This window comes from Kitasatospora sp. NPDC004799 (assembly GCF_040609095.1).
In the GTDB taxonomy this organism is placed as follows: Bacteria; Actinomycetota; Actinomycetes; order Streptomycetales; family Streptomycetaceae; genus Kitasatospora.
This window is the reverse complement of sequence record NZ_JBEXJK010000060.1, coordinates 1-21,380: the sequence shown is the minus strand read 5'-3', so window position 1 is coordinate 21,380 and position 21,380 is coordinate 1. Positions and strand designations below refer to the sequence as shown.

Genomic DNA, 21,380 nt, shown 5'->3' with positions numbered 1-21,380 from the left:
TCCCCTCGCTCAGCGAAGCTTCGGATCGAGGGCGTCGCGCACCGCGTCGCCCAGCATGATGAAGGCCAGCACGGTGATCGAGAGCGCCACGGCCGGGAAGAACAGCACGTACGGCGCGGTCCGGATCACCTTCTGGGCGGAGGAGATGTCGATGCCCCAGGAGATGGTCGGGTCCTGCAGACCGATGCCGAGGAAGCTCAGCGTCGCCTCGGTGGCGATGTAGCCGCCGAGCGCGATGGTGGCGACCACGATCACCGGGGCGATCGCGTTCGGCAGGATGTGCCGGAACATCAGTCGGCCCGTCCCGGCGCCGAGCGCCCGGCCGGCCACCACGTAGTCGGACTGCTTGACGGTCAGCACCGCCCCGCGCATCACGCGGGCGATCTGGGTCCAGCCGAGCACGCCCAGCGCGACGACCACGCTCCACACCGTGCGGGTGGTGAAGGCGTTCAGCAGCACCAGCGCGCCGAGCAGCAGCGGGATGCCGAAGAAGATGTCGGTGATCCGGGAGAGCACCGCGTCGATCCAGCCGCCGAAGTAGCCGGCCACCATCCCGGTCAGCCCGCCGAGCACGGTGACGGCGGCGGTCACGAGGATGCCGACGGTGATCGAGGCCCGGGCGCCGTACACCACCCGGGCGAAGATGGACCGGCCCTGGGCGTCGTAGCCGAACCAGCCGGCCCCGAAGACGTCGCCCCAGTCCGGCCGCCTGAGGTAGTCGTTCACCAGGTCGGCCTTGCGCGGGTCGGCGTCGGTGAACGCCCAGGGGAAGACGGCCATCACCACCAGCAGCAGGATCAGCACCGCCGAGATCAGGAAGATCGGCCGCCGGCGCAGGTCCCGCCAGGCGTCGCCCCACAGGCTGCGGGCTTCCTCCCGCTTCTCCACGTCGCGTTCGACTAACGTCTCCTGCTCGACCGCCATGCCCTGTTCGCCCGCGTAGTCGAGGCGCGAGACGCCGGGCTTGGGGTGCGGTTCGAAGGAGTCCTCGTCATGGATGTCAGGCATAGCGGATCCTCGGGTCCAGGACCGCGTAGAGCAGGTCGACGAGCAGGCTGGCGACCAGGTAGACGATCACCAGGACGGTCACGATGCCGACCACGGTGGGGCCCTCCTTCTGGTTGATCGCCCGGTACAGGACGTTGCCGATGCCCTGCACGTTGAAGATCCCCTCGGTGACGATCGCCCCGCCCATCAGCGCGCCGAGGTCGGTGCCGAGGAAGGTGACCACCGGGATCAGCGAGTTGCGCAGCAGGTGGCGGGTGATGATCGTGCGCCGGGGCAGGCCCTTGGCGACCGCGGTGCGCATGTAGTCGGCCCGCAGGTTCTCGCCGATCGACGTCCGGGTGAGCCGGGCGACGTACGCCAGCGAGAGCGAGCCCAGCACGACCGCCGGCAGCGCCAGCTGGGTCAGGTCGTAGCTGTCCTGCACCGTCGGGGTGACCCAGCCCAGGTTGGTGGCGAACACCGTCTGCGCGATGTAGGCGAGCACGAAGACCGGGATCGAGATCACCACCAGGGTCAGGACGAGCACCAGGGTGTCCGCGATGCTGCCGCGCCGCAGGCCGGAGAGCAGACCGAGAGCGAGGCCCGCGATCATCTCGAAGACGAAGGCCAGCAGGGCGAGCCGGATGGTGACCGGGAAGGCGTCCGCCATGATGTCGGTGACCGGCCGGCCGGTGAAGCTGGTGCCGAAGTCCCCCTGGAAGAGGTTCCCCATGTAGTGCAGGTACTGCTTCCAGAGCGGCTGGTCCAGGTAGTACGTGTGCTTGATGCTGGCCACCACGGCCGGGTCGGCGGCCTTCTCGCCGAACAGCGCCGCCACCGGGTCGCCCGGCAGCGTGTAGACCATCAGGAAGATCAGCAGCGTGGTGCCGACGAACACCGGGATCATCTGCAGCACCCGCCGCAGCACGTAACTGCCCATCCGAGCCTCCTTCCTAGGTGTCCTGGGTGCCCGGCCGACCGGTCCGGCCGGCCGAGAGACCGCGCCCCGCCCTCCGTGCGGGGAGGGCGGGGCCGGCGCGCGGGATCGGGGCCCGGAGGCTCAGCCCTTGACCTCGACCTGGGTCCAGGCCGGGTTCCCGAAGGAGTCGAACTTCACGTTCCGCACCTTGGTCGAGTAGCCCGAGGTGGTGCGGTAGTACCAGAGCGGGATGGCGGGCATCCCGCTCGGCAGCACCGCCTCGGCCTGCTGGTAGCCCGTCACCGTCTCGGCGACGCCGGCCGCCTCGTCCGCCTTGGTGGCCGCCTCGTCGAACTGCGGGTTGCTGTAGCCGAAGTCGTTGGACGCGGCGCCGGTGCGGTACACGTCGGCCAGGAAGTTGGCGTTCAGCGGGTAGTCCTGCACCCAGCCGGTGCGGAACGCGCCGTTGATGGTGTGCCCGGTGATCGCGGCCCGCGCGGTCTTGAAGTCGGGCTTCGGGTCGCCCAGGCAGTCGACCCCGGTGGTCTGCCGGATCGAGTTGCAGACCGCGTCGACCCACTCCTTGTGGCCGCCGTCCGCGTTGTAGGTGATCAGCAGCTTGTTGCCGGGGGCGCCGCCGCCCTCCTGGATCAGCTGCTTGGCCCTGGCCGGGTCGAACTTGCAGTAGTCGCCGCAGGCGCCGTCCTTGTAGCCCTCGACGCCCTCGGCCACCCAGGCGGTGGCGGGCTTGCGGGAGCCCTGGAGCACCGTCTTGGTGATGGTGTCGCGGTCGATCGCCATCGACAGGCCCTGGCGCACCTTGGCCTTCTCCGGCGAGGCCCAGTCGGCCTGGTAGAGCGTGAAGCCGATGTTCTGGATGGCGCCCTGCGGGGAGTCCACCGCGCGGTCGCCGAGGTCGCTCTTGTAGGTGGCCAGCGCGGACGGCGGCACCTGGTCCATCACGTCCAGGTTGTTGGACTGGAGGTCGGCGTAGGCGGCCTCGGAGGTGGTGTACATCTTGAAGACGACGCCGCCGTTCTTCGGCTTGTCCACGCCCTGGTAGTCCGGGAAGGCCTTGGTCGTCACGTTGCTGTTGTGCGACCAGCTGACGAACTGGTACGGCCCGTTGCCCACCGGCTTCTGCCCGTATCCGGCCGGGTCGCTGTAGAAGCCGTCGGGCAGCGGCGAGAAGGCGATGTAGCCGAGCTTGTACTCGAAGTACGAGACCTTGTGGTTCAGCTTGACGGTGAAGTGCAGGTCGTCGGTGACGGTCAGCCCGGACATCTTGTCCGCGGTCGGCTGGCCGGAGGCCGGGTGGACGTCCTGGTAGCCCTCGATGTCGGAGAACCAGGAGCTGTTGATCTGGTTGTTGGCGGGGTTGGCGCCCCAGTTCCAGGCGTCGACGAAGTTCTTGGCGTGCACCGGGGTGCCGTCGTGGAACTTCCAGCCGTCCTTCAGCGTGATGGTGAAGGTCTGCGAGTCGCCGGTCTCGATCTTGTCGGCGACCTGCATCCGGATCTTGGCGTTGGTCGGGTCGTAGTCGACCAGCCCCTTGAAGAGGTTCTGGATGATGCGACCGCCGCCGACCTCGTTCGCGTTGGCGGGCTGCAGGGGGTTCTGCGGCTCGTTGCTCTGGTAGCTGAAGGTCTTGCTGGCGTCCGACGAGCCGCTGCCTCCTCCGCTGTCATTGCTGCTGCACCCGGTGGCCACCAGGACCACGGACGTCGCAACGGCGAGGACCCAACGAGCGCGGGCGGCTACGGGCATGGAGGTCCCTCCTCAGGGTGTGTGTCGCATCACACCCCATGAGAAGCGTGCCCCGGCGACGGCGCGAGTCGGGAGCACCCGGACGGGTGCCGTGACCCCCTGCCGAGTTGACGCGGCACCGAATTGACGCAGTGCCGGACCGGCGGAACGCCGGAAGGGCCCGCGGCGCGAACGCCACGGGCCCTTCCGGGAACAGCGGGGGGATCAGGCCGCGGCCTGCTCCCGGACCTCCGGGAAGTGGCAGGCCGACTCGTGCGCGGCCGGGCCCTTCAGCAGCGAGGGGACCGCGAGCAGCGGGATCTCCTCGGAGCACCGCTCCTCCGCCTTCCAGCAGCGGGTGCGGAAGCGGCAGCCGGACGGCGGGTTGGCCGGCGAGGGGATGTCCCCGGTCAGGATGATCCGCTCGCGGGACTCGCGCGCCGTCGGGTCCGGCACCGGCACCGCGGAGAGCAGCGCCTGGGTGTACGGGTGGGTGGCGTTCTCGTAGATCTCCTCGTCCGAGCCGATCTCGACCATCTTGCCCAGGTACATCACGCCGACGCGGTCGGAGATGTGCCGGACGATGGAGAGGTCGTGCGCGATGAACATGTAGGAGAGGCCGAACTCGCCCTGCAGCTGCTCCAGCAGGTTGATCACCTGCGCCTGGACGGACACGTCCAGCGCGGAGACCGGCTCGTCGCAGATGATGATCTCGGGCTTGAGCGCGAGACCGCGGGCGATGCCGATGCGCTGGCGCTGGCCGCCGGAGAACTGGTGCGGGTACCGGTTGATGTACTCCGGGTTCAGACCCACGACGTCCAGCAGGTCCTGGACGGCCTTGCGGCGGTCGCCCTTGGGCGCCACCTCGGGGTGGATCTCGAACGGCTCACCGATGATGTCGCCGACCGTCATGCGCGGGTTCAGCGAGGTGTACGGGTCCTGGAACACCATCTGGATGTTGCGGCGGACGGCCTTGAGGGCCGCACCCTGCAGCCTGGAGATGTCCTCGCCCTTGAACAGCACCTGGCCGGAGGTGGCCCGCTCCAGGTTCATCAGCACCTTGGCCAGCGTGGACTTGCCACAGCCGGACTCGCCGACGATGCCGAGGGTCTCGCCCTTCTTCAGGTCGAAGGAGATGCCGTCGACCGCCTTGACCGCGCCGACCTGCTTCTTGAAGAGGATGCCCTGGTTCAGCGGGTAGTGCTTGACCAGGTCCTTGACCTCCAGGATGGACTCAGCCATGGAGGGTCTCCTTCCAGAGGTGGCACGCGCTGCGGCGGCCGGTGAGCTCCTTGCCGTCCTTGTCCGTCACGTGGTGCAGCGCCGGGATCTCGGTGCGGCACAGGTCGGTGGCGACGTCGCAGCGGGGGTTGAACGCGCAGCCGGCCGGAACCTTCAGCAGGTTCGGGGGCAGGCCCTTGATCGCGTACAGCTCCTGGCCCTTCTGGTCCAGGCGCGGGATGGAGCGGAGCAGGCCCTTGGTGTACGGGTGCGCGGGGTTCGCGTACAGCTCGTGCACCGGGGCGGTCTCCACGATCCGGCCCGCGTACATCACGGCGATCTTGTCCGCGACGTCGGCGACCACGCCGAGGTCGTGGGTGATCAGGATCAGGCCCATGTTGTACTCGGCCTGGAGCTCGGCCAGCAGGTCCATCACCTGGGCCTGGACGGTGACGTCCAGGGCGGTGGTGGGCTCGTCCGCGATGATCAGGTCGGGCTGGAGCGACAGCGCCATGGCGATCATGATGCGCTGGCGCATGCCGCCGGAGAACTGGTGCGGGTAGTCGTTCACCCGCTGCCGGGCGGCGGGGATGCGCACCCGGTCCATCAGCTCGATGGCCTTCTCCTTCGCCTCCTTCTTGGAGGCGCCCTGGTGCACGCGGAACATCTCGCCGAGCTGGTAGCCGACGCTGAGCACCGGGTTCAGGGCGGACAGCGCGTCCTGGAAGATCATCGCGATCTTCTGGCCGCGGATCCGCCGCCGCTCCTCGTTGCTCATCTTGAGCATGTCCTGGCCGCGGTACAGGATCTCGCCCTGGGTCACCTTGCCCGGGGGCATGTCCAGGATGCCCATGATGGTCTGCGCCGTCACGGACTTGCCGGAGCCGGACTCGCCGAGCACGGCGAGCGTCTCGCCGGCCGCGACGGAGTAGTTGACGCCGTTCACGGCCTTGGCCACGCCGTCCCGGGTGTGGAACTCCACGTGGAGGTCCTTCACCTCGAGGAGAGGAGTGCCAACTTCGAGACGGTCGTTCTTCTGGTTGTTCTCGATCACGGTGGTCATCGGGTCGTCACCTCTTCTCTCAGCGGAGCTTCGGGTCGAGGGCGTCGCGCACCGCGTCGCCGAGCATGATGAACGCGAGAACCGTGAGGCTCAGCATTCCGGCGGGGAAGAACAGGGCGAACGGAGCCGTGCGGATCACCTTCTGGGCCGAGTTGATGTCGATGCCCCAGGAGATGGTCGGGTCCTGCAGACCGATGCCGAGGAAGCTCAGCGTCGCCTCGGTGGCGATGTAGCCGCCGAGGGCGATGGTGGCGACGACGATCACCGGGGCGATCGCGTTCGGCAGGATGTGCTTGAACATGATCCGGCCGGTGCCGGCGCCGAGCGCCTTGGCGGCCGTCACGAAGTCGGCCTGCTTGACCGTGATCACCGAGCCGCGCATGACACGGGTCATCTGGGTCCAGCCCAGGGCGACCAGCGCGAAGACCACGCTCCAGACGGTGCGCGAGGTGAAGGCGTTGAGGATCACCAGCGCGCCGAGCAGCAGCGGGATGCCGAAGAAGATGTCGGTGACGCGGGAGATGATCGTGTCGACCCAGCCGCCGAAGTAGCCGGCCACCATGCCGGCGATGCCGCCGAGGATGGTCACGCCCAGGGTGACGCAGATGCCGACCACGACCGAGGCGCGGGCGCCGTAGACGACGCGGGCGTAGATGCTGCGGCCCTGGAGGTCGTAACCGAACCAGTCCGGCTGGAAGAGGTGGCTGTAGTTCGGCTTCGTCAGGTAGTGGTTGCGCAGGTCGCCGGCCCGCGGGTCCACCGAGGTGAACAGGCCGGGCGCGATCGCGATGACGATCAGCAGCAGGATCAGCAGCGCGGAGATCACGAAGATCGGCTTGCGGCGCAGGTCGTGCCACGCGTCGGAGCCGAGGCTGCGGGGCTTCTCGGGCTTGGCGGCCGCGGTGGCGGTGCGCTGCTCCGGGATCTCCGCGGTGGTCTTCTTCTCGGTCAGGTCAGGCATAACGGATCCTCGGGTCCAGGACCGCGTAAAGCAGGTCGACGATCAGGCCGGCGGCCAGGTACACGAGCACCAGGAAGGCGACGAAGCCGGAGACCGTCGCGCCCTCCTTCATGTTGATGGCCTTGAAAAGCGCGTTGCCGACCCCCGTGACGTTGAAGATGCCTTCGGTCACGATCGCGCCGCCCATCAGGGCGCCGAGGTCGGTACCGAGGAAGGTGACCACCGGGATCATCGAGTTGCGGAGCAGGTGGGTGCCGATCACCTTGCGCCGCGGCAGGCCCTTGGCCACCGCGGTGCGGACGTAGTCGGCCTTGATGTTCTCGGCGATGGAAGTACGCGTGAGGCGCGCGACGTACGCCAGCGACAGCGAGCCGAGCACGACGGCCGGCAGCACCAGCTGGGTGATGTCCTCGCTGTTCTGGACGGTCGGGGTGACCCACTTCAGGTTCTGCCCGAAGACCGTCTGGAAGATGAAGCCCAGCACCGGGACCGGGATCGAGATCAGCAGCAGGGTCACGACCAGGGCGCCCTTGTCGAACGCCTTGCCGCGGCGCAGACCGGCGAACAGGCCGATGGCGACGCCGAGCACGATCTCGATGGCGAACGCGAACAGCGCGAGCCGGATGGTGACCGGCAGAGCCTCGGTGATCTTGTCGATGACCGGGCGCTGGTCCAGGCCGGTGCCGAAGTCTCCGGTGAGCAGCTTCCCCATGTAGTCGAGGTACTGCTGGATCAGCGGCTTGTCGAAGCCCATCTGGTGCTTGAGGGCCGCGACCTGCACCGGGTCCGGTGCCTTGTCGCCCCACATCGCGGCCACCGGGTCACCCGGCAGCGCGTGCACCATGAAAAAGATGAGTGCGGTCGTTCCGAAGAACACCGGAATCATCTGGAGCAGTCGCCTCGCGACAAAGCGCCCCATCGTGCCTCCATGTATGGCTCTGCCGGGCCCGTCAACCCGGCAAGAGATAAGTCGGCGTGCCAACGGCCGGTGCCAGTCCTCGCCCTTGTGGGGATGGACGGGCACCGGCCGTTGTCACCGGGTCAGGCGGTGCCGACCGATTACTTCTTCTTGACCTCGACGTCGGTGTAGACCGGGTCGCCGAAGGAGTTGAACTTCACGTTCTGGACGTTCTTGGAGTAGCCGGAGCTGGTCTTGTAGTACCAGAGCGGGATGGCCGGCATGTCCTTGGCCAGCACGGCCTCGGCCTGCTGGTAGAGCTCGGCGGTCTTCTCGACCGAGGTGGCGGCGTCCGCCTCCTTCGACAGCTTGTCGAACTCGGGGCTCGAGTAGCTGCCGTCGTTGGCGGCGGCACCGGTGCCGTAGACGTCGCGCAGGAAGTTGGCGTTCAGCGGGTAGTCCTGCACCCAGCCGGTCCGCATCATGCTCTGGACCTGCTTGCTGGTGACGATGTCACGCGAGGTCTTGAAGTCGGGCTTCGGGTCACCGAGGCACTCGACGCCGGTCGCCTGGCGGATCGAGTTGCAGACCGCGTCCACCCACTCCTTGTGGCCACCGTCGGAGTTGTACTGGATGAGGACCTTGCCGCCGGGGACGCCGCCGCCCTCGGTGATCAGCTGCTTGGCCTTCTCCGGGTTGTACTTGCAGGCGTCGCCGCAGGTGCCGGCCTTGTAGCCCATGACGCCGGGCGCCACGAACGAGTCGGCCGGGAGGCGGTTGCCGTTCAGCACGGTCTTGGTGATGGTCTCGCGGTCGATCGCCATCGAGAGGCCCTGACGGACCTTCTCCTTGCCCGGGGCGTCCCAGCCGCCCTGGTACAGCGCGAAGCCGATGTTCTGGATGGCGCCCTGCGGCTGGTCGACCGCGCGCTTGCCCAGGTCGTCCTTGTACTTCGGCAGGTCGGTCGGGTCGACCTGGTCCAGCACGTCCAGCGTGTCGGACATCAGGTCCTTGTACGCGGCCTCGCCGGAGGTGTAGTTGCGGAAGACGACGCCGCCGTTCTTCGCCTTGTCGATGCCCGCGTACTTGTCGTAGGCGGACAGCGTGATCGCCTTGTTGTGCTCCCACGAGCTGAACTTGTAGGGGCCGTTGCCGACCGGCTTCTGGCCGTAGCCGGCCGGGTCGGCGAAGAAGCCCTCGGGGAGCGGGAAGAAGGCCGAGTAGCCGAGCTTGTACGTGAAGTACGAGACCGGGGAGGTCAGTTCGATCGTGAAGTGGGTGTCGTCCACGACCTTCAGGCCGGACATCTCGGTGGCGGTCGGGTCGCCCTTGCCCTCGCCCGGGTGGACCGCGTCGTAGCCGACGATGTCGGAGAACCAGTCCGAGTTGATCTGGTTGTTCTTCGGGTTCGCCGACCAGTTCCAGGAGCTCACGAAGGACTTGGCGGTGACCGGGGTGCCGTCGTGGAAGGTCCAGCCGGACTTCAGCGTGACGGTGTAGTTCTTGGCGTCGGTGGTCTCGATCTTGTCGGCCACCTGGTTGCGCAGCGCACCGGTCGCGGGGTCGTAGTCGACGAGGCCCTTGAAGAGCTGCTTGACGATACGGCCGCCCTGGTTCTCCATGGCGTTCGCCGGCTGCAGCGGGCGCTGCGGCTCCGCGCTCTGGTAGGAGAAGGTGCCCTGCGGGTCGACCGCGGCATTGTCGGAGCTACCCGAGGAGTCGCCGCCACCACCGCAGGCAGTCGCAGCGAGGGCGACAGCAACAGCTGCGACAACCCACTTGGCCTGGCTCGCACCGCGCATCGGTGTGCCTCCTGAATTCGACGTTGCAACGAGGAGGGCACGCGGAACGGTTCTCACCGGGACCCGCCGTGCCGTCCGCGCTCGTGGTTTCGGCGCGCACCCCTGCGCGTTCACCCTTGACCCGAGCCTGACTGCACCCACTATCCGTCACGCACGGACACGAAAGTGACCAGTGACGATCTCAATTAGGTCACATGAACAGTCGGTAAGTTTCGAAAACCGGACATTTGAGACATAGCCAGACAGGCACCAAACGGACAGTCGTCACGGATGACGAACTGTCACGTCCGCTCAGCGGACACTCGGGTGTGATGAGCGCTATTCCGTTAATAGCGGCCCCGACAACTTGGAGTAGTTGAAAAAGTTCGCCCCCCTCTCCATGGGAAAGGGGGGCGAATCATTCCGGCCAATGGCCGTTCAGTGCGTCCGGATCACGCCTTCTTGGCGCGCGAGGCAGTGCGTCCGCGGTCCTTCTGGTCAAGGACGACCTTACGGATGCGAACCGTCTCCGGGGTCACCTCGATGCACTCGTCCTCGCGGCAGAACTCCAGCGACTGCTCCAGCGAGAGCTTGCGCGGCGGGACGATCGACTCGGCCACGTCGGCGGTCGAGGACCGCATGTTGGTGAGCTTCTTCTCCTTGGTGATGTTCACGTCCATGTCGTCGGAGCGCGAGTTCTCACCGACGATCATGCCCTCGTACACCTCGGTGCCCGGCTCGCAGAAGAGCACGCCGCGCTCCTGGAGGTTGGTCATCGCGAAGGCGGTGACCACACCGGCGCGGTCGGCGACCAGCGAGCCGTTGTTGCGGGTGGTCAGGGTGCCGAACCACGGCTCGTGGCCCTCGTGGATCGAGTGCGCGATGCCGGTGCCGCGGGTGTTGGTGAGGAACTCGGTCCGGAAGCCGATCAGGCCGCGGGACGGGACGACGAACTCCATCCGGACCCAGCCCGAGCCGTGGTTGGACATGTTGTCCATCCGGCCCTTGCGGATGCCCATGAGCTGGGTGACGGCACCCATGTGCTCCTCGGGCACGTCCACGGTGAGGCGCTCGACCGGCTCGTGGGTCTTGCCGTTGACCTCCTTGGTGACCACCTGCGGCTTGCCGACGGTCAGCTCGAAGCCCTCGCGGCGCATGGTCTCGATCAGGATGGCCAGCGCCAGCTCACCGCGGCCCTGCACCTCCCAGGCGTCCGGGCGCTCGGTGTCCAGCACGCGCAGCGAGACGTTACCGATCAGCTCGCGGTCCAGGCGGTCCTTCACCTGGCGGGCGGTGACCTTGCGGTCCACCTTGGCGCCGGACTTGGCGTCCGCGCCCTTGCCGCTGCCGCCGCGGCCGACCAGCGGCGAGGTGTTGGTGCCGATGGTCATCGAGATGGCCGGCTCGTCCACCGTGATCAGCGGCAGCGCGATCGGGTTCTCCGGGTCGGCCAGGGTCTCGCCGATCATGATGTCGGAGATGCCGGCGACGGCGCAGATGTCACCGGGGCCCGCCACCTCGGCCGGCTTGCGGGTGAGCGCCTCGGTCATCAGCAGCTCGGAGATGCGCACGTTCTGGATCGAGCCGTCGCGCTTGATCCAGGCCACGGTCTGGCCCTTGCGCAGCTCGCCCTGCTCGACGCGGAGCAGCGCGATGCGGCCGAGGAAGTTGTCGGCGTCCAGGTTGGTGACGTGGGCCTGGAGCGGGGCGTCCTCGTCGTAGCTGGGGGCCGGGACGTGCTCCAGCAGGGTGGAGAAGAACGGCTCCAGGTTGGTGCTGTCGGCCGGGACGGTGCCGTTCTCCGGCTTGGTCAGCGAGGCGACGCCGTCACGGGCGCAGGCGTAGACGATCGGGAACTCGATCTGGTCCTCGTCCGCGTCCAGGTCCAGGAACAGGTCGTAGGTCTCGTTGATGACCTCGTCGATCCGGGAGTCCGGACGGTCGGTCTTGTTGATGCAGAGGATGACGGGCAGACGGGCCGACAGCGCCTTGCGGAGCACGAAGCGGGTCTGCGGCAGCGGGCCCTCGGAGGCGTCGACCAGCAGGACGACCGCGTCCACCATCGACAGACCGCGCTCGACCTCGCCACCGAAGTCGGCGTGGCCCGGGGTGTCGATGATGTTGATGGTGATCGGCGCGCCACCGTCCTTGGGGTGGTACTTGACCGCGGTGTTCTTCGCGAGAATGGTGATGCCCTTCTCGCGCTCCAGGTCGTTCGAGTCCATCATCCGGTCGTCGAGCTGCTGGTGGGCGGCGAAGGCGCCGGCCTGCTTCAGCATGGCGTCGACCAGCGTGGTCTTGCCGTGGTCGACGTGGGCGACGATGGCGACGTTACGGATGTCGTTGCGCGTGGGCATGCCTAGCTGATTCTCCCGGAATCGTGGGTTGCGGCGCCCGGCTGCGTGACGCGCACTTGCGATCCCTGTCGATCGCCGCCGCCCGTTCCGCCTGCTACTACCGGTCCACCCGCCGGGCACATCTCCATGCCTCGGCTTCCTCCTATCGTACGGGGAAGCGCCGAGGTGGGCGGAAACGAGCAGGTCGGGCGGGATCAAGATCACAGATGGGTCACACACCCTTCACCCGACGGCCAGGCTCCGACACTCTTCCGTTCGTGATCCGACAACTCCGGGCCGGGCTGCCCTGGCTGTTCCGCGCCGCAGGCGCCGCGCTCCTCTATCTGGCCGTCCTCGACGGCCTCCCGGCCCCGACGCTGCTCGGCTGTGTGATCGGCTTCCTGGTGGGCCAGGAACCGCTGTCCGACCTCTGGTTCCTGCTCACCCACCGGCTCTGCGGCGGACGCCTGCACTCCGCGTCGTACGGCCGGGGCCGCAGGCTGTGGAGCGGCGCGATCGCCGGCGTGCCCGTCGAACTGGGGGCCCTGCCGACCAGCGGGTTCCTCCTCCCCTGGGGGCAGCTCCCGGTCCGCGCGCCCCGGCTGCGGCTGTGGCTCGGCTCGGTGGGGCTGTTCGGCCTCCACGCGGGGCTCGGCGCCTGGCTGGCGACCTCCACCGACGGGCTGCCCCGGGGCATCGGCCTCGGACTGTGCTTCTCCTTCGTCATGGCGGCGGTGGTCACCGCACCGCGGCAGGTCAACTCCCTGTGGGCCGTGTTCGTGCTGCCCTTCCGCCCGGGGGCCGTGCCGCCCGACGTCGAGTCCCCGAGCGCCGTCGAGGCCGAGCGGCTGCTGCTCCGGGGCAGGATCCCGGAGGCGCACCGCATGCTGGACGAGGGCCGGCCGCTGGCGCTCACCCCGGCCGCGGTCGCGCTGGCCGAGGGCCGCCACGAGGACGCCGAGCGGCTCACCGACCAGGCCTTCCAGCAGGGCCACACGCCGGAGAACTCGAGCGTGGCCTTCCTCGCCGCCATGACCCTCGTCGGCCGGGCCGACGCCGGGGAGTACTCCCCCGCACAGGCCGCGGCTCGGCTGGAGCCGTACCTCTCCCAGCTGGGCGTCCACGACCCGGCACTCGCCCGTGACTTCCTGCCGGCGGCCGACCTCGCCCGGCTCCGGAACGATCCGCGCACCGCCGTCCGGGCGGCCCGCCGGCTCTCGAACGCCGTCGGCTCCCGCTTCCGCCGGTCCCTGGCCTGCTGCTCCCTCGCCGCCGCCCTGATCGCCGCCGGGCGGCCGGAGCAGGCCCGGAAGGCGCTCGCCCGCGCCCGCGGGGAGTGCCCCGGGCTGGCCCGGATCGCCGATCTGGAACGCCTGCTGGAGCCGACGTCCGTGGAGGTGGCCCGATGAGCGTCCCGATCGTCCTGGTGCACGGCACCCGGTTCAGTGCGGGGCAGTGGAGCCCGCAGCTGGCGGCGCTGCGGGCGGAGTTCCCGGTGGCGGCCGTCGACCTGCCGGGGCACGGCGCGCGGCGCGGCGAGCCGTGGAGCCTGACGGCGGCCTGCGCGGCGGTCGCGGCGGGGGTCGAGGAGCTGGGCGGCGGGCCCGCGCTGGTGGTCGGGCACTCGCTGGGCGGGTACGTTGCGCTGGAGTTCGCCCTCCGCATGCCCGAGCTGCTGCACGGGCTGGTGCTGGCCGGCGCGAGCGCCGACACCCGCGGGCGCTGGGCGGTCCCCTACCGGGCGGTCGGCGCGCTGGTGCCGCGCGTCCCGGCCGAGCGGCTGTCCCGGTGGAACGACCGGCTGCTGCGCCGGCTCTACCCGCCGGAGGTGGTCGCGGAGACGATCCGCGCCGGGTACGGCTTCGCGGCCCTGCCGGCCGCCTGGGCCTCGGTGCTGGGGCGCTTCGAGCCGGGCGTGCTGCGCCGGGTCGAGGCCCCGGTGCTGATCCTGAACGGGGAGAAGGACCCTGCCTTCCGGGCCGGCGAGCGCGCCTTCGCCGCTGCCCACCCGCACGGGCGGGCCCGGATCGAGCTGATCCCCCGGGCCCGGCACCTGGCCAACTTCGACGCCCCGGAGGCCTTCACCGACGCCGTGCGCCGCTTCGCCCGGGAGCTCCCGGCCCGCTGACCGGCCAGCCCGCCCGGCGGGAGCTCCCGCGGCGCTAACCGGTCCAGCCCACGTCCTGGAAGCGCGGCCAACCGAAGCCGTACGCGCCCGCGCCGACCAGCCCGGTCCGGACCCCGACCAGCTCCGGCCGCTGGTAGAGCGGCACCGAGTGCCCGAACTGCCAGATCCGTCCGTCCGCCTCCTGGAGCAGGTCCAGCCGGGCCGCCGGGTCCGGTTCGGCGGCCGCCCGGTCGAACAGCCGGTCGATCTCCTCGGTGCCGCCGCGGCCGAAGTTGCCGCCCGGCTCGGGCACCCCGTCGGGGTCCGGCCGGGGCTTGGCGTAGGCGGGGCGCTGTTCGACCGCCGGGCCGGGGCCGACCGGCCAGGAGAGGAGCGCGAGGTCGTAGTCCCCGGCCGCCAGGTGCTCCCCGACGAAGGACTCGGCGGTCGCGGGCACCTGCCGCACCTCGATCCCGGAGTCCGCGAGGCCGGCGGTGAGCGCGTCAGCGGTGCGCTCGGCGGTCGCCGAACCGGCCGGGACGAGCAGCGTGAGGGCGAGCCGCGTGCCGCCCTTGCTCCGGGCGCCGCCGCCGGCGGGCCGCATCCAGCCCGCGCCGTCCAGCAGCCGGGCCGGGTCGCCCGAGCCGGCCGCCTCGCTGTTGTCCCGGTAGCCGTCCTGGTCGCCCGCGAGCAGGTGGTTGCCCAGCGGTGCGGCGGGCAGGCCGAGCGGGGTGAGCGCGGCGTCGGCGACCCGCTGCCGGTCGACGGCCCGGATCAGGGCGCGGCGCACCAGCGGGTCGGTCAGCGGGCCGCGCGCGGTGTTGAGGGTGAGCTGGGTGAGCGAGGCGGCGGCGGCCCGGTGCACGGTGACGCCGGGCAGCGACTCGGCCCGCCGCAGCGCCGACGCCGCCGCCTCGGCCACGGCCGCGGGCGGCGGTGCGGCGGAGGCGGAGGCGGAGGCGGTCGGGGAAGCCGCGGGGGCGGCGGCCGGCGCCGCCCGGTCCACCGCCGCGGTGAGCGGGGCGACGTCCAGCCGGTCCTGGTCCAGCGCGTCCAGCCGCTGGTCGGGCGGCACGGCGAGGAAGTCGATCCGGTCGGCCTTCGGCCGGTCGCCCCACCAGAGCGGGCTGCGCTCCACGGTGACCGTCCCGCCCTCGGCGTCGTACCGGGAGAGGGCGTACGGCCCGGCACTCGGTCGGCCGGCGCCGGTCAGCGGCTGCTCGAAGGCGGCCGGGGCGGCCGTCTCGGCGGCCGGGTAGAGCGGCCCGAACAGCGAGCGCCACTCGGCGTACGGCCGCCGGAAGGTCACCCGGACCTCGTGCGGGTCGGCGCCCTGGGCGACCGAGTCGATGGCGTCGTACCCGGCCGCCCGCGCGCTCCGGTGGGCCGGGTCCGAGCCGGACAGCGCGGTCCGCTGGGCGTCGAGGTCGGCGGCCGAGATCGGGGTGCCGTCGCTCCAGACCGCGCGCGGGTTGAGCCGGTAGGTCACCACCTGCGGCCACTGCCCGGGCGGGGTGGACTCGGCGCCCGCCAGGTAGTCCGGGTCGGGGACGGGCCGGCCGTGCTCGTCGGGCCGGAACAGCGAGGGGTACAGCGCGTGGGCGAGCAGCGCCGAGTCGGCGGTGGCCGCGCCCTGGTAGACGTTCAGCGTGGCCGGGACGCCGTCCACCGCCCAGCGCAGCGTGCCGCCGTCCCGGACGGCGGTGCGGTCGACGGGCCCGACGTCCCCGGTGGTGGCGGTGGGCTCGGCCGGGACGGGCGCGGGGGCGGGGGTGCGGGCGGGCCCCGGGTGGCCGGAGCAGCCGCCGAGGCCGGCGGCGAGCAGCAGCGCGGCGGCTGCGGCGGTGAGCTGGCGGACGCGCATGGCGGCCATCGAACGCCGCCCGTACGGCCCGGCCCGCGCCGACACGGCGGGCCGCCGGGCGACTGCACCCGTACGGCCCAGGGCCCGTCCGGACGGGCCCTACGCGCTCACAGCGCCAGCTCGAACCAGACGATCTTGCCCTTGGGCGTGCGCCGGCTGCCCCAGCGCTCCGCCAGCAGGCTGACCAGCTGCAGGCCGCGCCCGCCCTCGTCGGTCTCCTGGGCGCGCCGCTGCCGGGGCTGGGCGTAGCCGTCGTCCCAGACCTCGCAGACCAGGCTGCGCTCGCGCAGCAGCCGCAGCCGGATCTCGCCCCGCCCGTGCTTGAGCGCGTTCGTCACCAGCTCGCTGACCAGCAGCTCGGTGGTGTCGACCAGCTCCTCCAGCCCCCGGGAGAGCAGCCAGCTGCAGGCCAGCTCGCGGGCCTTGGCCACCGAGGTGGGCTCGGGCGGCAGGAACCAGTTGCCGACGGCGTCCTCGGGGAAGGCGTGCACCTTGGCCATCAGCAGGGCGATGTCGTCCTCGCCGTGGTGCGGGTTGAGCTCGCCGAGCACGTGGTCGCAGAGGTCCTCCAGGGCCTTGCCCTCGGCGGACAGCGCGACCCGGAAGGCGCGCAGGCCCTCGTCCAGCTGGTGCTTGCGGCTCTCCACCAGGCCGTCGGTGTAGAGGCCGAGCACGGCGCCGTCCGGGAGGTCCACCTCGACCTCCTCGAAGGGCTCGCCGCCGACGCCGAGCGGCAGGCCGGGCGGCACGTCGAGCATCCGGGCGCCCTCGCCGGGGCTGAGCAGGACCGGCGGCAGGTGGCCGGCGTTGGCGATCAGGCAGCGCCGGGTGACGGCGTCGTAGACCGCGTAGACGCAGGTGGCCAGGTAGACCTCGCGGGCCTCCTCGTCGGCCGTCGAGGTGAGCCGCCCGTACTGGGTGGGCGGCCCGGCCGGCACCGAGTCGTCGCCGAGGCCGCGGGCGATCTCGTCCAGGGCGGTGAGCACCTCGGCCGGGTCGAGGTCGAGCATCGCCAGGGTGCGGACGGCGGTGCGCAGCTGGCCCATCGCGACGGCGGCGCGCAGGCCGCGGCCCATCACGTCGCCGATGACCAGCGCGGTGCGGTTGCCGGGCAGCGGGATGACGTCGAACCAGTCGCCGCCGACCTCGGTGTTGTTGTTGCTGGGCAGGTAGCGGCAGGCGATCTCCAGGCCGCTGGCGGCCGGGTTGCCCGGGGGCAGCAGGCTGCGCTGGAGGATCAGCGCCCGCTCGTGCTCGCGCCGGTAGAGCCGGGCGTTGTCGATGCAGACGGCCGCGCGGGCGACCAGCTCCTCGGCGATCGCGACGTCGCGGGCGTCGAAGGGCTCGCTGCCGATCGCCCGGGAGAGCTGGACGAGGCCGAGCACCTGGTCGCGGGCGACCAGCGGGACGATCAGGGTGGAGCGCAGCAGCGGGTCGCGCCCGGGCTCGGGGACGACGCTGCGGCCGGTGCGCAGCGCCCGGGCGTGCGGGGAGCGGCGCGGGTAGCAGAGGGTGCCGCCGGCCTCGGCGATCGGCAGGCCGGTGACCGAGCCGAGCACCGAGGAGGCGCCGCCGACCACGCTGGAGACGGCCACCCGGCGCAGTTCGCCGCTGCCGTCGGTGAGCACGGTGTCGCCGGGCCGGCCGGCGCTGGGCACGGTCTCGCCGGAGAGCAGCGCGGTGTAGAGGTCGACGGTGGCGAGGTCGCAGAACGGCGGGACGACGACGTCCAGCAGTTCCTTGGCGGTGGTCTCCAGGTCGAGCGTGGAGCCGATGTGCGCGCTGGCCTCGTTGAGCAGGGCCAGGTTGCGGCGCACGCCGTCGGCCTCGCGCTCGGCGACGTGCCGGCTGGTGACGTCGGAGACCTGCCCGGCGACGCCCATGGTCTGCCCGGCGGAGCCGTTCAAGCGGTACAGCGAGACGGCCCAGAGCCGGTTGCCCTCGCGGGTCGGGACGGCGCCGTGGAAGCGCAGGTCGAAGACGGGCTCGCCGGTGGCCAGGACCTTGCGCAGGGCGGCGCTGAGCCGGTCGGCCTCGGACGGCGGGAAGAGGTCGTGCGGGGTGAGGCCCTCCAGGTCGGTGGGGACCAGGCCCATGCCGGAGGCGAAGGCGTCGTTGACCCGCTGCAGCCGCAGCCGGTCGTCGAACAGCACGAAGCCGGTGGGCGTCTGCCCGAAGACGGCCTCGGAGGCGGCCAGGTCGGTCTCGATCCGGCGCAGCCGCCCGAGGTCGACGGCCAGACAGGTGGCGCCCGCGGTGGGCAGCGAGCTGTCGGGCATCAGGTAGAGCTCGGCGAGGCCCTCGCCGCCCGCGGCGTCGCGGTACGGGGTGGTGCCGACCCACTCCTCGCCCGCCAGGGTGCGCTCCAGCCGGGCCCGGCCGCGCTGCCAGAGCTCGCGGGGGACGAAGGTGGTGATCGGGTCGGAGCCGACGGCCTCGGCGGCCGGGACGCCGAAGAACTCGGCGGCGCGCTCGCTCCACTGGCTGATCCGCCCGTCGGGGCCGATCGCGAAGGTGGCGACCCGGATGTAGTCGTAGATCGAGCCGGGGTCGCCGGCGCCCCACGGCCGGTCCACGGGAACCGGGCGGTGTCCGCGCCCCCTGACCGTGCCGTCCGCCACGGGCAGGTGTGCGGAACCGGCCTGCCCGGGTACGGCGGCATGACCGCTGCTACTCGGCGACGCGCTCCGCGCCGGAGTGCTGTTCAACGGACCGACCCCTCCAACCCGCGACCGTCCGGATGTCGAGAAGACCGAGTATTCATCATCGAGGGGTACGTTCACACGCCCTCAACATCACAACATCAGATCGGGCGAAGGTTTTTGTCCTACCGCCCGCGCAACCACAATGCCACGCTCGCGCCCCCTTCCGGAGCGCGCGCTCCCCCTGAGCGCCGGACGGCACGTGCGGCGCCGCTCCCCGGCCGCTCCTCCACTGCTCGCTCCGCTCACGATCCGTCGGTCTCACGGTCCGTCCGGCCCACGGCCCGGCAGCGCCTGCTCGAACCAGACCACCTTGCCGATGCCCTCGGCCCGGGCGCCCCAGCGCAGCGCCAGCCGGTGGACCAGTTCCAGACCGCGCCCGCCCTCGTCGGCCTCGGCCGCGTGCCGTTCCCGGGGCGGGTCGGGCAGCGGGTCGGAGATCTCCACCAGCAGCGTCTCACCGAGCGTCAGCCGTACCCCGATGGGGGCGCTGGCGTACCGGACGGCGTTCGTGACCAGCTCGCTGACCAGCAGCTCGGCGGTGTCGGTGAGCTCCTCGACGCCCCACTCGACGAGCGTGGCGCGGACCAGCCGGCGGGCCCGGGAGACGGCGGTGGGCTCGGCCGGCAGGGTCCAGCCCGCCGTCGGGGTGCCGGCCTGGCCGTGGCCGAGCCGGGCCAGCAGCAGCGCGACGTCGTCCGGCTCCCGGCCCTGCTCCATGGTGTCCAGCACCGCCTCGCAGGCGGCCTGGATGGAGGCGTGCGGCTCCTGGAGCACGGTGACCAGCCGGCCGAGGCCGACGTCCAGGTCCTTGTCCCGGGACTCGACCAGGCCGTCGGTGCACAGCGCGAGCAGGCTGCCCTCGGGGATCTTCAGTTCGACCGATTCGAACGGAACTCCGCCCACACCGAGCGGGGCGCCGGAGGGCAGGTCGAGGATGCGGCCGGCGCCGCCGGGCAGCGGGCCGCCGGTGCGGGTCGGCTCGGCGGCGTCCCCGCCCGGCACCACCAGCACCGGCGGGATGTGCCCGGCCTTGGCGACGGTGAGCCGGGCCGTCGCCGGGTCGAAGACCGCGTAGACGCAGGTGGCCAGCAGCGCCTCGTCGGGGCCCTGGGCGAGGTCGTCGGCCAGCTCGTGGACGTGCCGCAGCAGGACGTCCGGCGGCAGGTCGAGGGCGGCCAGCACCCGGACGGCGGTGCGCAGCCGCCCCATGGTGGCGGCGGCCCGCAGACCGTGGCCCATCACGTCGCCGACCACCAGCGCGGTGCGGTCGCCGGGCAGCGGGATGACGTCGAACCAGTCGCCGCCGACCTCGGTGCCGCTGCTGCCGGGCACGTACCGGTAGGCGACCTCGACGCCGGTGGGCTGCGGGACCTGCTGCGGGAGCAGGGTGCGCTGGAGGGTGAGCGCGGCGGTGCGCTCGCGGGCGTAGAGCCGGGCGTTGTCCAGCGAGCTGCCGGCCCGGTCGGCCAGCTCGACGGTGAAGGCCAGGTCGTCCCGGTCGAAGCCCTCGCGGTAGCCGGCCCGGCTGACCAGCAGCAGGCCGATCACGATGCCGCGGGCGCGCAGCGGCACGACCAGCATCGAGTGCACGCCGAGGTCCCGGGCGGCCTGCATCTTCGGGTCCCCGGGGTAGGTGACGTCGTCCAGCTGGTCGGCGCCGGACAGCAGCTCGGGCACGCCGGTGCGCAGCACCCGGCCGCAGACGGAGTCCTCGGCGAAGGTGATCCGGGCGCCCCGGCGCAGCATCACGTCCACCTCGGGGCCGTCCTGGACGGAGGCGGTGCCGAGCTGGAGCAGCGAGGTGCGCCGGTCGTGGCCGTGCCGGGGCAGGTCGTCGCCGTGCGCGACGGCCTGGAGCAGGATCACCGCCGAGTGGTCGGTCAGCCGGGGGACGACCGAGCCGGCCAGCTCCTGGGCGATCCGGGAGGCGTCCAGCAGGTCGCCGACCCGGGAGCCGAACTCGTTGAGCAGCGAGAGCCGGCGCCGGGCGTGCTCGACCTTGGCGACCGCCCGGTAGCGCTCGGTCACGTCCATCACGGTGCCGGAGATGCCGAGCACCCGGCCGGAGCGGTCGGTCATCCGGCTGTAGGAGATCGAGCGGTAGCCGGCCCGGGTGGTGACCGGAGAGGCCAGGGTGACGTCGATGACCGGCTCGCCGGTGGCCAGCACCTGGCGCTGGATGGCGGTGATCTCGTCGGCGGCCCGCTCCGGCAGGGTCTCCCCGGTGGTGCGGCCGACGTGGTCGTCCGGGGCGACGCCGTTCATCTCGGCGAGGGTGCGGTTGACGGCGGTGTAGCGCAGGTCGGTGTCCATGATGGCGATGCCCAGCGGGGACTGCTCGAACAGCGCGTCGCGCACCGCGAGGTCCCGCTCGACGGCGTGGACGGCGGCCGCCTCGGCCATGTTGACCTGGAGGAACGGGGTGCCGTCGCCGTCCACCAGGAGGGAGATCCGGGCGTCCACGGCGACCGGCCGGCCGTCCCGGTCGTGCAGCTCGGTGAGACCGGCCCAGCGGCCGTGCCGCAGGGTGTCCTGGACCGCGGCCCGGATCCGGGCGACCTGCTCCCGGTCGGGGATCAGCTCGTCGATCCGGCGGCCGACCAGCAGCTCGCTGGGCCAGCCGAGCAGCTCCTCGGCGGCCGGGCTCCAGAGCACCACCCGGCCCGCGGTGTCCAGGATCGCGATGGCGACCTTGAGCATGTCCAGCAGGCTGCCGCCGGCGGTCGCGCCGGGGCCGCCCGGGGCGTCGGCGGGCCCGCCGGGGAACGGCCGGCCGGGGCGGCCGCGCAGGC

At 71.5% G+C, this 21,380-nt stretch carries 14 protein-coding genes; 2 read left to right on the top strand and 12 right to left on the bottom strand.

Annotation, left to right across the window (positions count from 1 at the left end):
• Positions 1-9: 9 nt before the first annotated feature.
• From ABZW03_RS11045 to typA, 9 genes are all read right to left on the bottom strand, one after another.
• Complete coding sequence (locus ABZW03_RS11045; RefSeq protein ID WP_355254896.1) at positions 10-924, bottom strand: ABC transporter permease; 915 nt, start codon at positions 922-924, stop codon at positions 10-12.
• 76 nt (positions 925-1,000) lie between these two features.
• Positions 1,001-1,927, bottom strand: a complete 927-nt coding sequence (locus tag ABZW03_RS11040) for an ABC transporter permease (protein ID WP_355254884.1) — start codon at positions 1,925-1,927, stop codon at positions 1,001-1,003.
• Between the two features lie 120 nt (positions 1,928-2,047).
• Positions 2,048-3,673: an ABC transporter substrate-binding protein gene (locus ABZW03_RS11035; RefSeq protein WP_355254882.1), complete on the bottom strand. Its 1,626-nt coding sequence runs from the start codon at positions 3,671-3,673 to the stop codon at positions 2,048-2,050.
• Between the two features lie 204 nt (positions 3,674-3,877).
• Positions 3,878-4,894 (bottom strand): dipeptide ABC transporter ATP-binding protein, encoded by a 1,017-nt coding sequence (locus tag ABZW03_RS11030; RefSeq protein WP_355254880.1) that lies wholly within the window; start codon positions 4,892-4,894, stop codon positions 3,878-3,880.
• Positions 4,887-5,936, bottom strand: coding sequence for an ABC transporter ATP-binding protein (locus ABZW03_RS11025; protein ID WP_355254878.1), 1,050 nt, complete (start codon positions 5,934-5,936; stop codon positions 4,887-4,889). Before ABZW03_RS11025 ends, ABZW03_RS11030 begins: the two co-directional genes overlap by 8 nt.
• 19 nt (positions 5,937-5,955) lie before the next feature.
• A complete protein-coding gene (locus ABZW03_RS11020) occupies positions 5,956-6,897 on the bottom strand; it encodes an ABC transporter permease (RefSeq protein ID WP_355254876.1) in 942 nt (313 codons plus the stop codon).
• A complete protein-coding gene (locus tag ABZW03_RS11015) occupies positions 6,890-7,816 on the bottom strand; it encodes an ABC transporter permease (protein WP_355254874.1) in 927 nt (308 codons plus the stop codon). Before ABZW03_RS11015 ends, ABZW03_RS11020 begins: the two co-directional genes overlap by 8 nt.
• A 140-nt stretch (positions 7,817-7,956) precedes the next feature.
• Positions 7,957-9,597, bottom strand: a complete 1,641-nt coding sequence (locus tag ABZW03_RS11010; RefSeq protein WP_355254872.1) for an ABC transporter substrate-binding protein — start codon at positions 9,595-9,597, stop codon at positions 7,957-7,959.
• Between the two features lie 431 nt (positions 9,598-10,028).
• Positions 10,029-11,933, bottom strand: coding sequence for a translational GTPase TypA (gene typA, locus ABZW03_RS11005; RefSeq protein WP_355254870.1), 1,905 nt, complete (start codon positions 11,931-11,933; stop codon positions 10,029-10,031).
• A 257-nt stretch (positions 11,934-12,190) separates the two neighbouring features.
• Here typA and ABZW03_RS11000 point away from each other — a divergent pair, with 257 nt between their 5' ends.
• Together ABZW03_RS11000 and ABZW03_RS10995 are read left to right on the top strand one after the other, a co-directional pair.
• Positions 12,191-13,321, top strand: coding sequence for a hypothetical protein (locus tag ABZW03_RS11000; RefSeq protein WP_355254868.1), 1,131 nt, complete (start codon positions 12,191-12,193; stop codon positions 13,319-13,321).
• Positions 13,318-14,040, top strand: a complete 723-nt coding sequence (locus ABZW03_RS10995; RefSeq protein ID WP_355254866.1) for an alpha/beta hydrolase — start codon at positions 13,318-13,320, stop codon at positions 14,038-14,040. The genes ABZW03_RS11000 and ABZW03_RS10995 overlap by 4 nt, the downstream gene beginning before the upstream one ends.
• A 34-nt stretch (positions 14,041-14,074) precedes the next feature.
• Here the strand turns inward: ABZW03_RS10995 and ABZW03_RS10990 are convergent, their stop codons facing one another.
• The 3 genes from ABZW03_RS10990 to ABZW03_RS10980 all read right to left on the bottom strand — a co-directional run.
• Positions 14,075-15,883 carry an ABC transporter family substrate-binding protein gene (locus ABZW03_RS10990; RefSeq protein WP_355254864.1) on the bottom strand — a complete coding sequence of 603 codons (1,809 nt, stop codon included), beginning with the start codon at positions 15,881-15,883 and terminating at the stop codon, positions 14,075-14,077.
• Between the two features lie 107 nt (positions 15,884-15,990).
• Positions 15,991-18,459: a SpoIIE family protein phosphatase gene (locus ABZW03_RS10985; protein ID WP_355254862.1), complete on the bottom strand. Its 2,469-nt coding sequence runs from the start codon at positions 18,457-18,459 to the stop codon at positions 15,991-15,993.
• Between the two features lie 387 nt (positions 18,460-18,846).
• Positions 18,847-21,380, bottom strand: a 2,534-nt coding sequence (locus tag ABZW03_RS10980; protein WP_355254860.1) for a SpoIIE family protein phosphatase, incomplete at its 5' end; no start/stop codon positions are given.

Bases quoted from the DNA above. Each gene is read 5' to 3' on its own strand.
- ABZW03_RS11045 (WP_355254896.1), bottom strand. From the start codon at position 924: ATGGCGGTCGAGCAGGAGACGTTAGTCGAACGCGACGTGGAGAAGCGG.
- ABZW03_RS11040 (WP_355254884.1), bottom strand. From the start codon at position 1,927: ATGGGCAGTTACGTGCTGCGGCGGGTGCTGCAGATGATCCCGGTGTTC.
- ABZW03_RS11035 (WP_355254882.1), bottom strand. From the start codon at position 3,673: ATGCCCGTAGCCGCCCGCGCTCGTTGGGTCCTCGCCGTTGCGACGTCC.
- ABZW03_RS11030 (WP_355254880.1), bottom strand. From the start codon at position 4,894: ATGGCTGAGTCCATCCTGGAGGTCAAGGACCTGGTCAAGCACTACCCG.
- ABZW03_RS11025 (WP_355254878.1), bottom strand. From the start codon at position 5,936: ATGACCACCGTGATCGAGAACAACCAGAAGAACGACCGTCTCGAAGTT.
- ABZW03_RS11020 (WP_355254876.1), bottom strand. From the start codon at position 6,897: ATGCCTGACCTGACCGAGAAGAAGACCACCGCGGAGATCCCGGAGCAG.
- ABZW03_RS11015 (WP_355254874.1), bottom strand. From the start codon at position 7,816: ATGGGGCGCTTTGTCGCGAGGCGACTGCTCCAGATGATTCCGGTGTTC.
- ABZW03_RS11010 (WP_355254872.1), bottom strand. From the start codon at position 9,597: ATGCGCGGTGCGAGCCAGGCCAAGTGGGTTGTCGCAGCTGTTGCTGTC.
- typA (WP_355254870.1), bottom strand. From the start codon at position 11,933: ATGCCCACGCGCAACGACATCCGTAACGTCGCCATCGTCGCCCACGTC.
- ABZW03_RS10995 (WP_355254866.1), top strand. From the start codon at position 13,318: ATGAGCGTCCCGATCGTCCTGGTGCACGGCACCCGGTTCAGTGCGGGG.
- ABZW03_RS10990 (WP_355254864.1), bottom strand. From the start codon at position 15,883: ATGCGCGTCCGCCAGCTCACCGCCGCAGCCGCCGCGCTGCTGCTCGCC.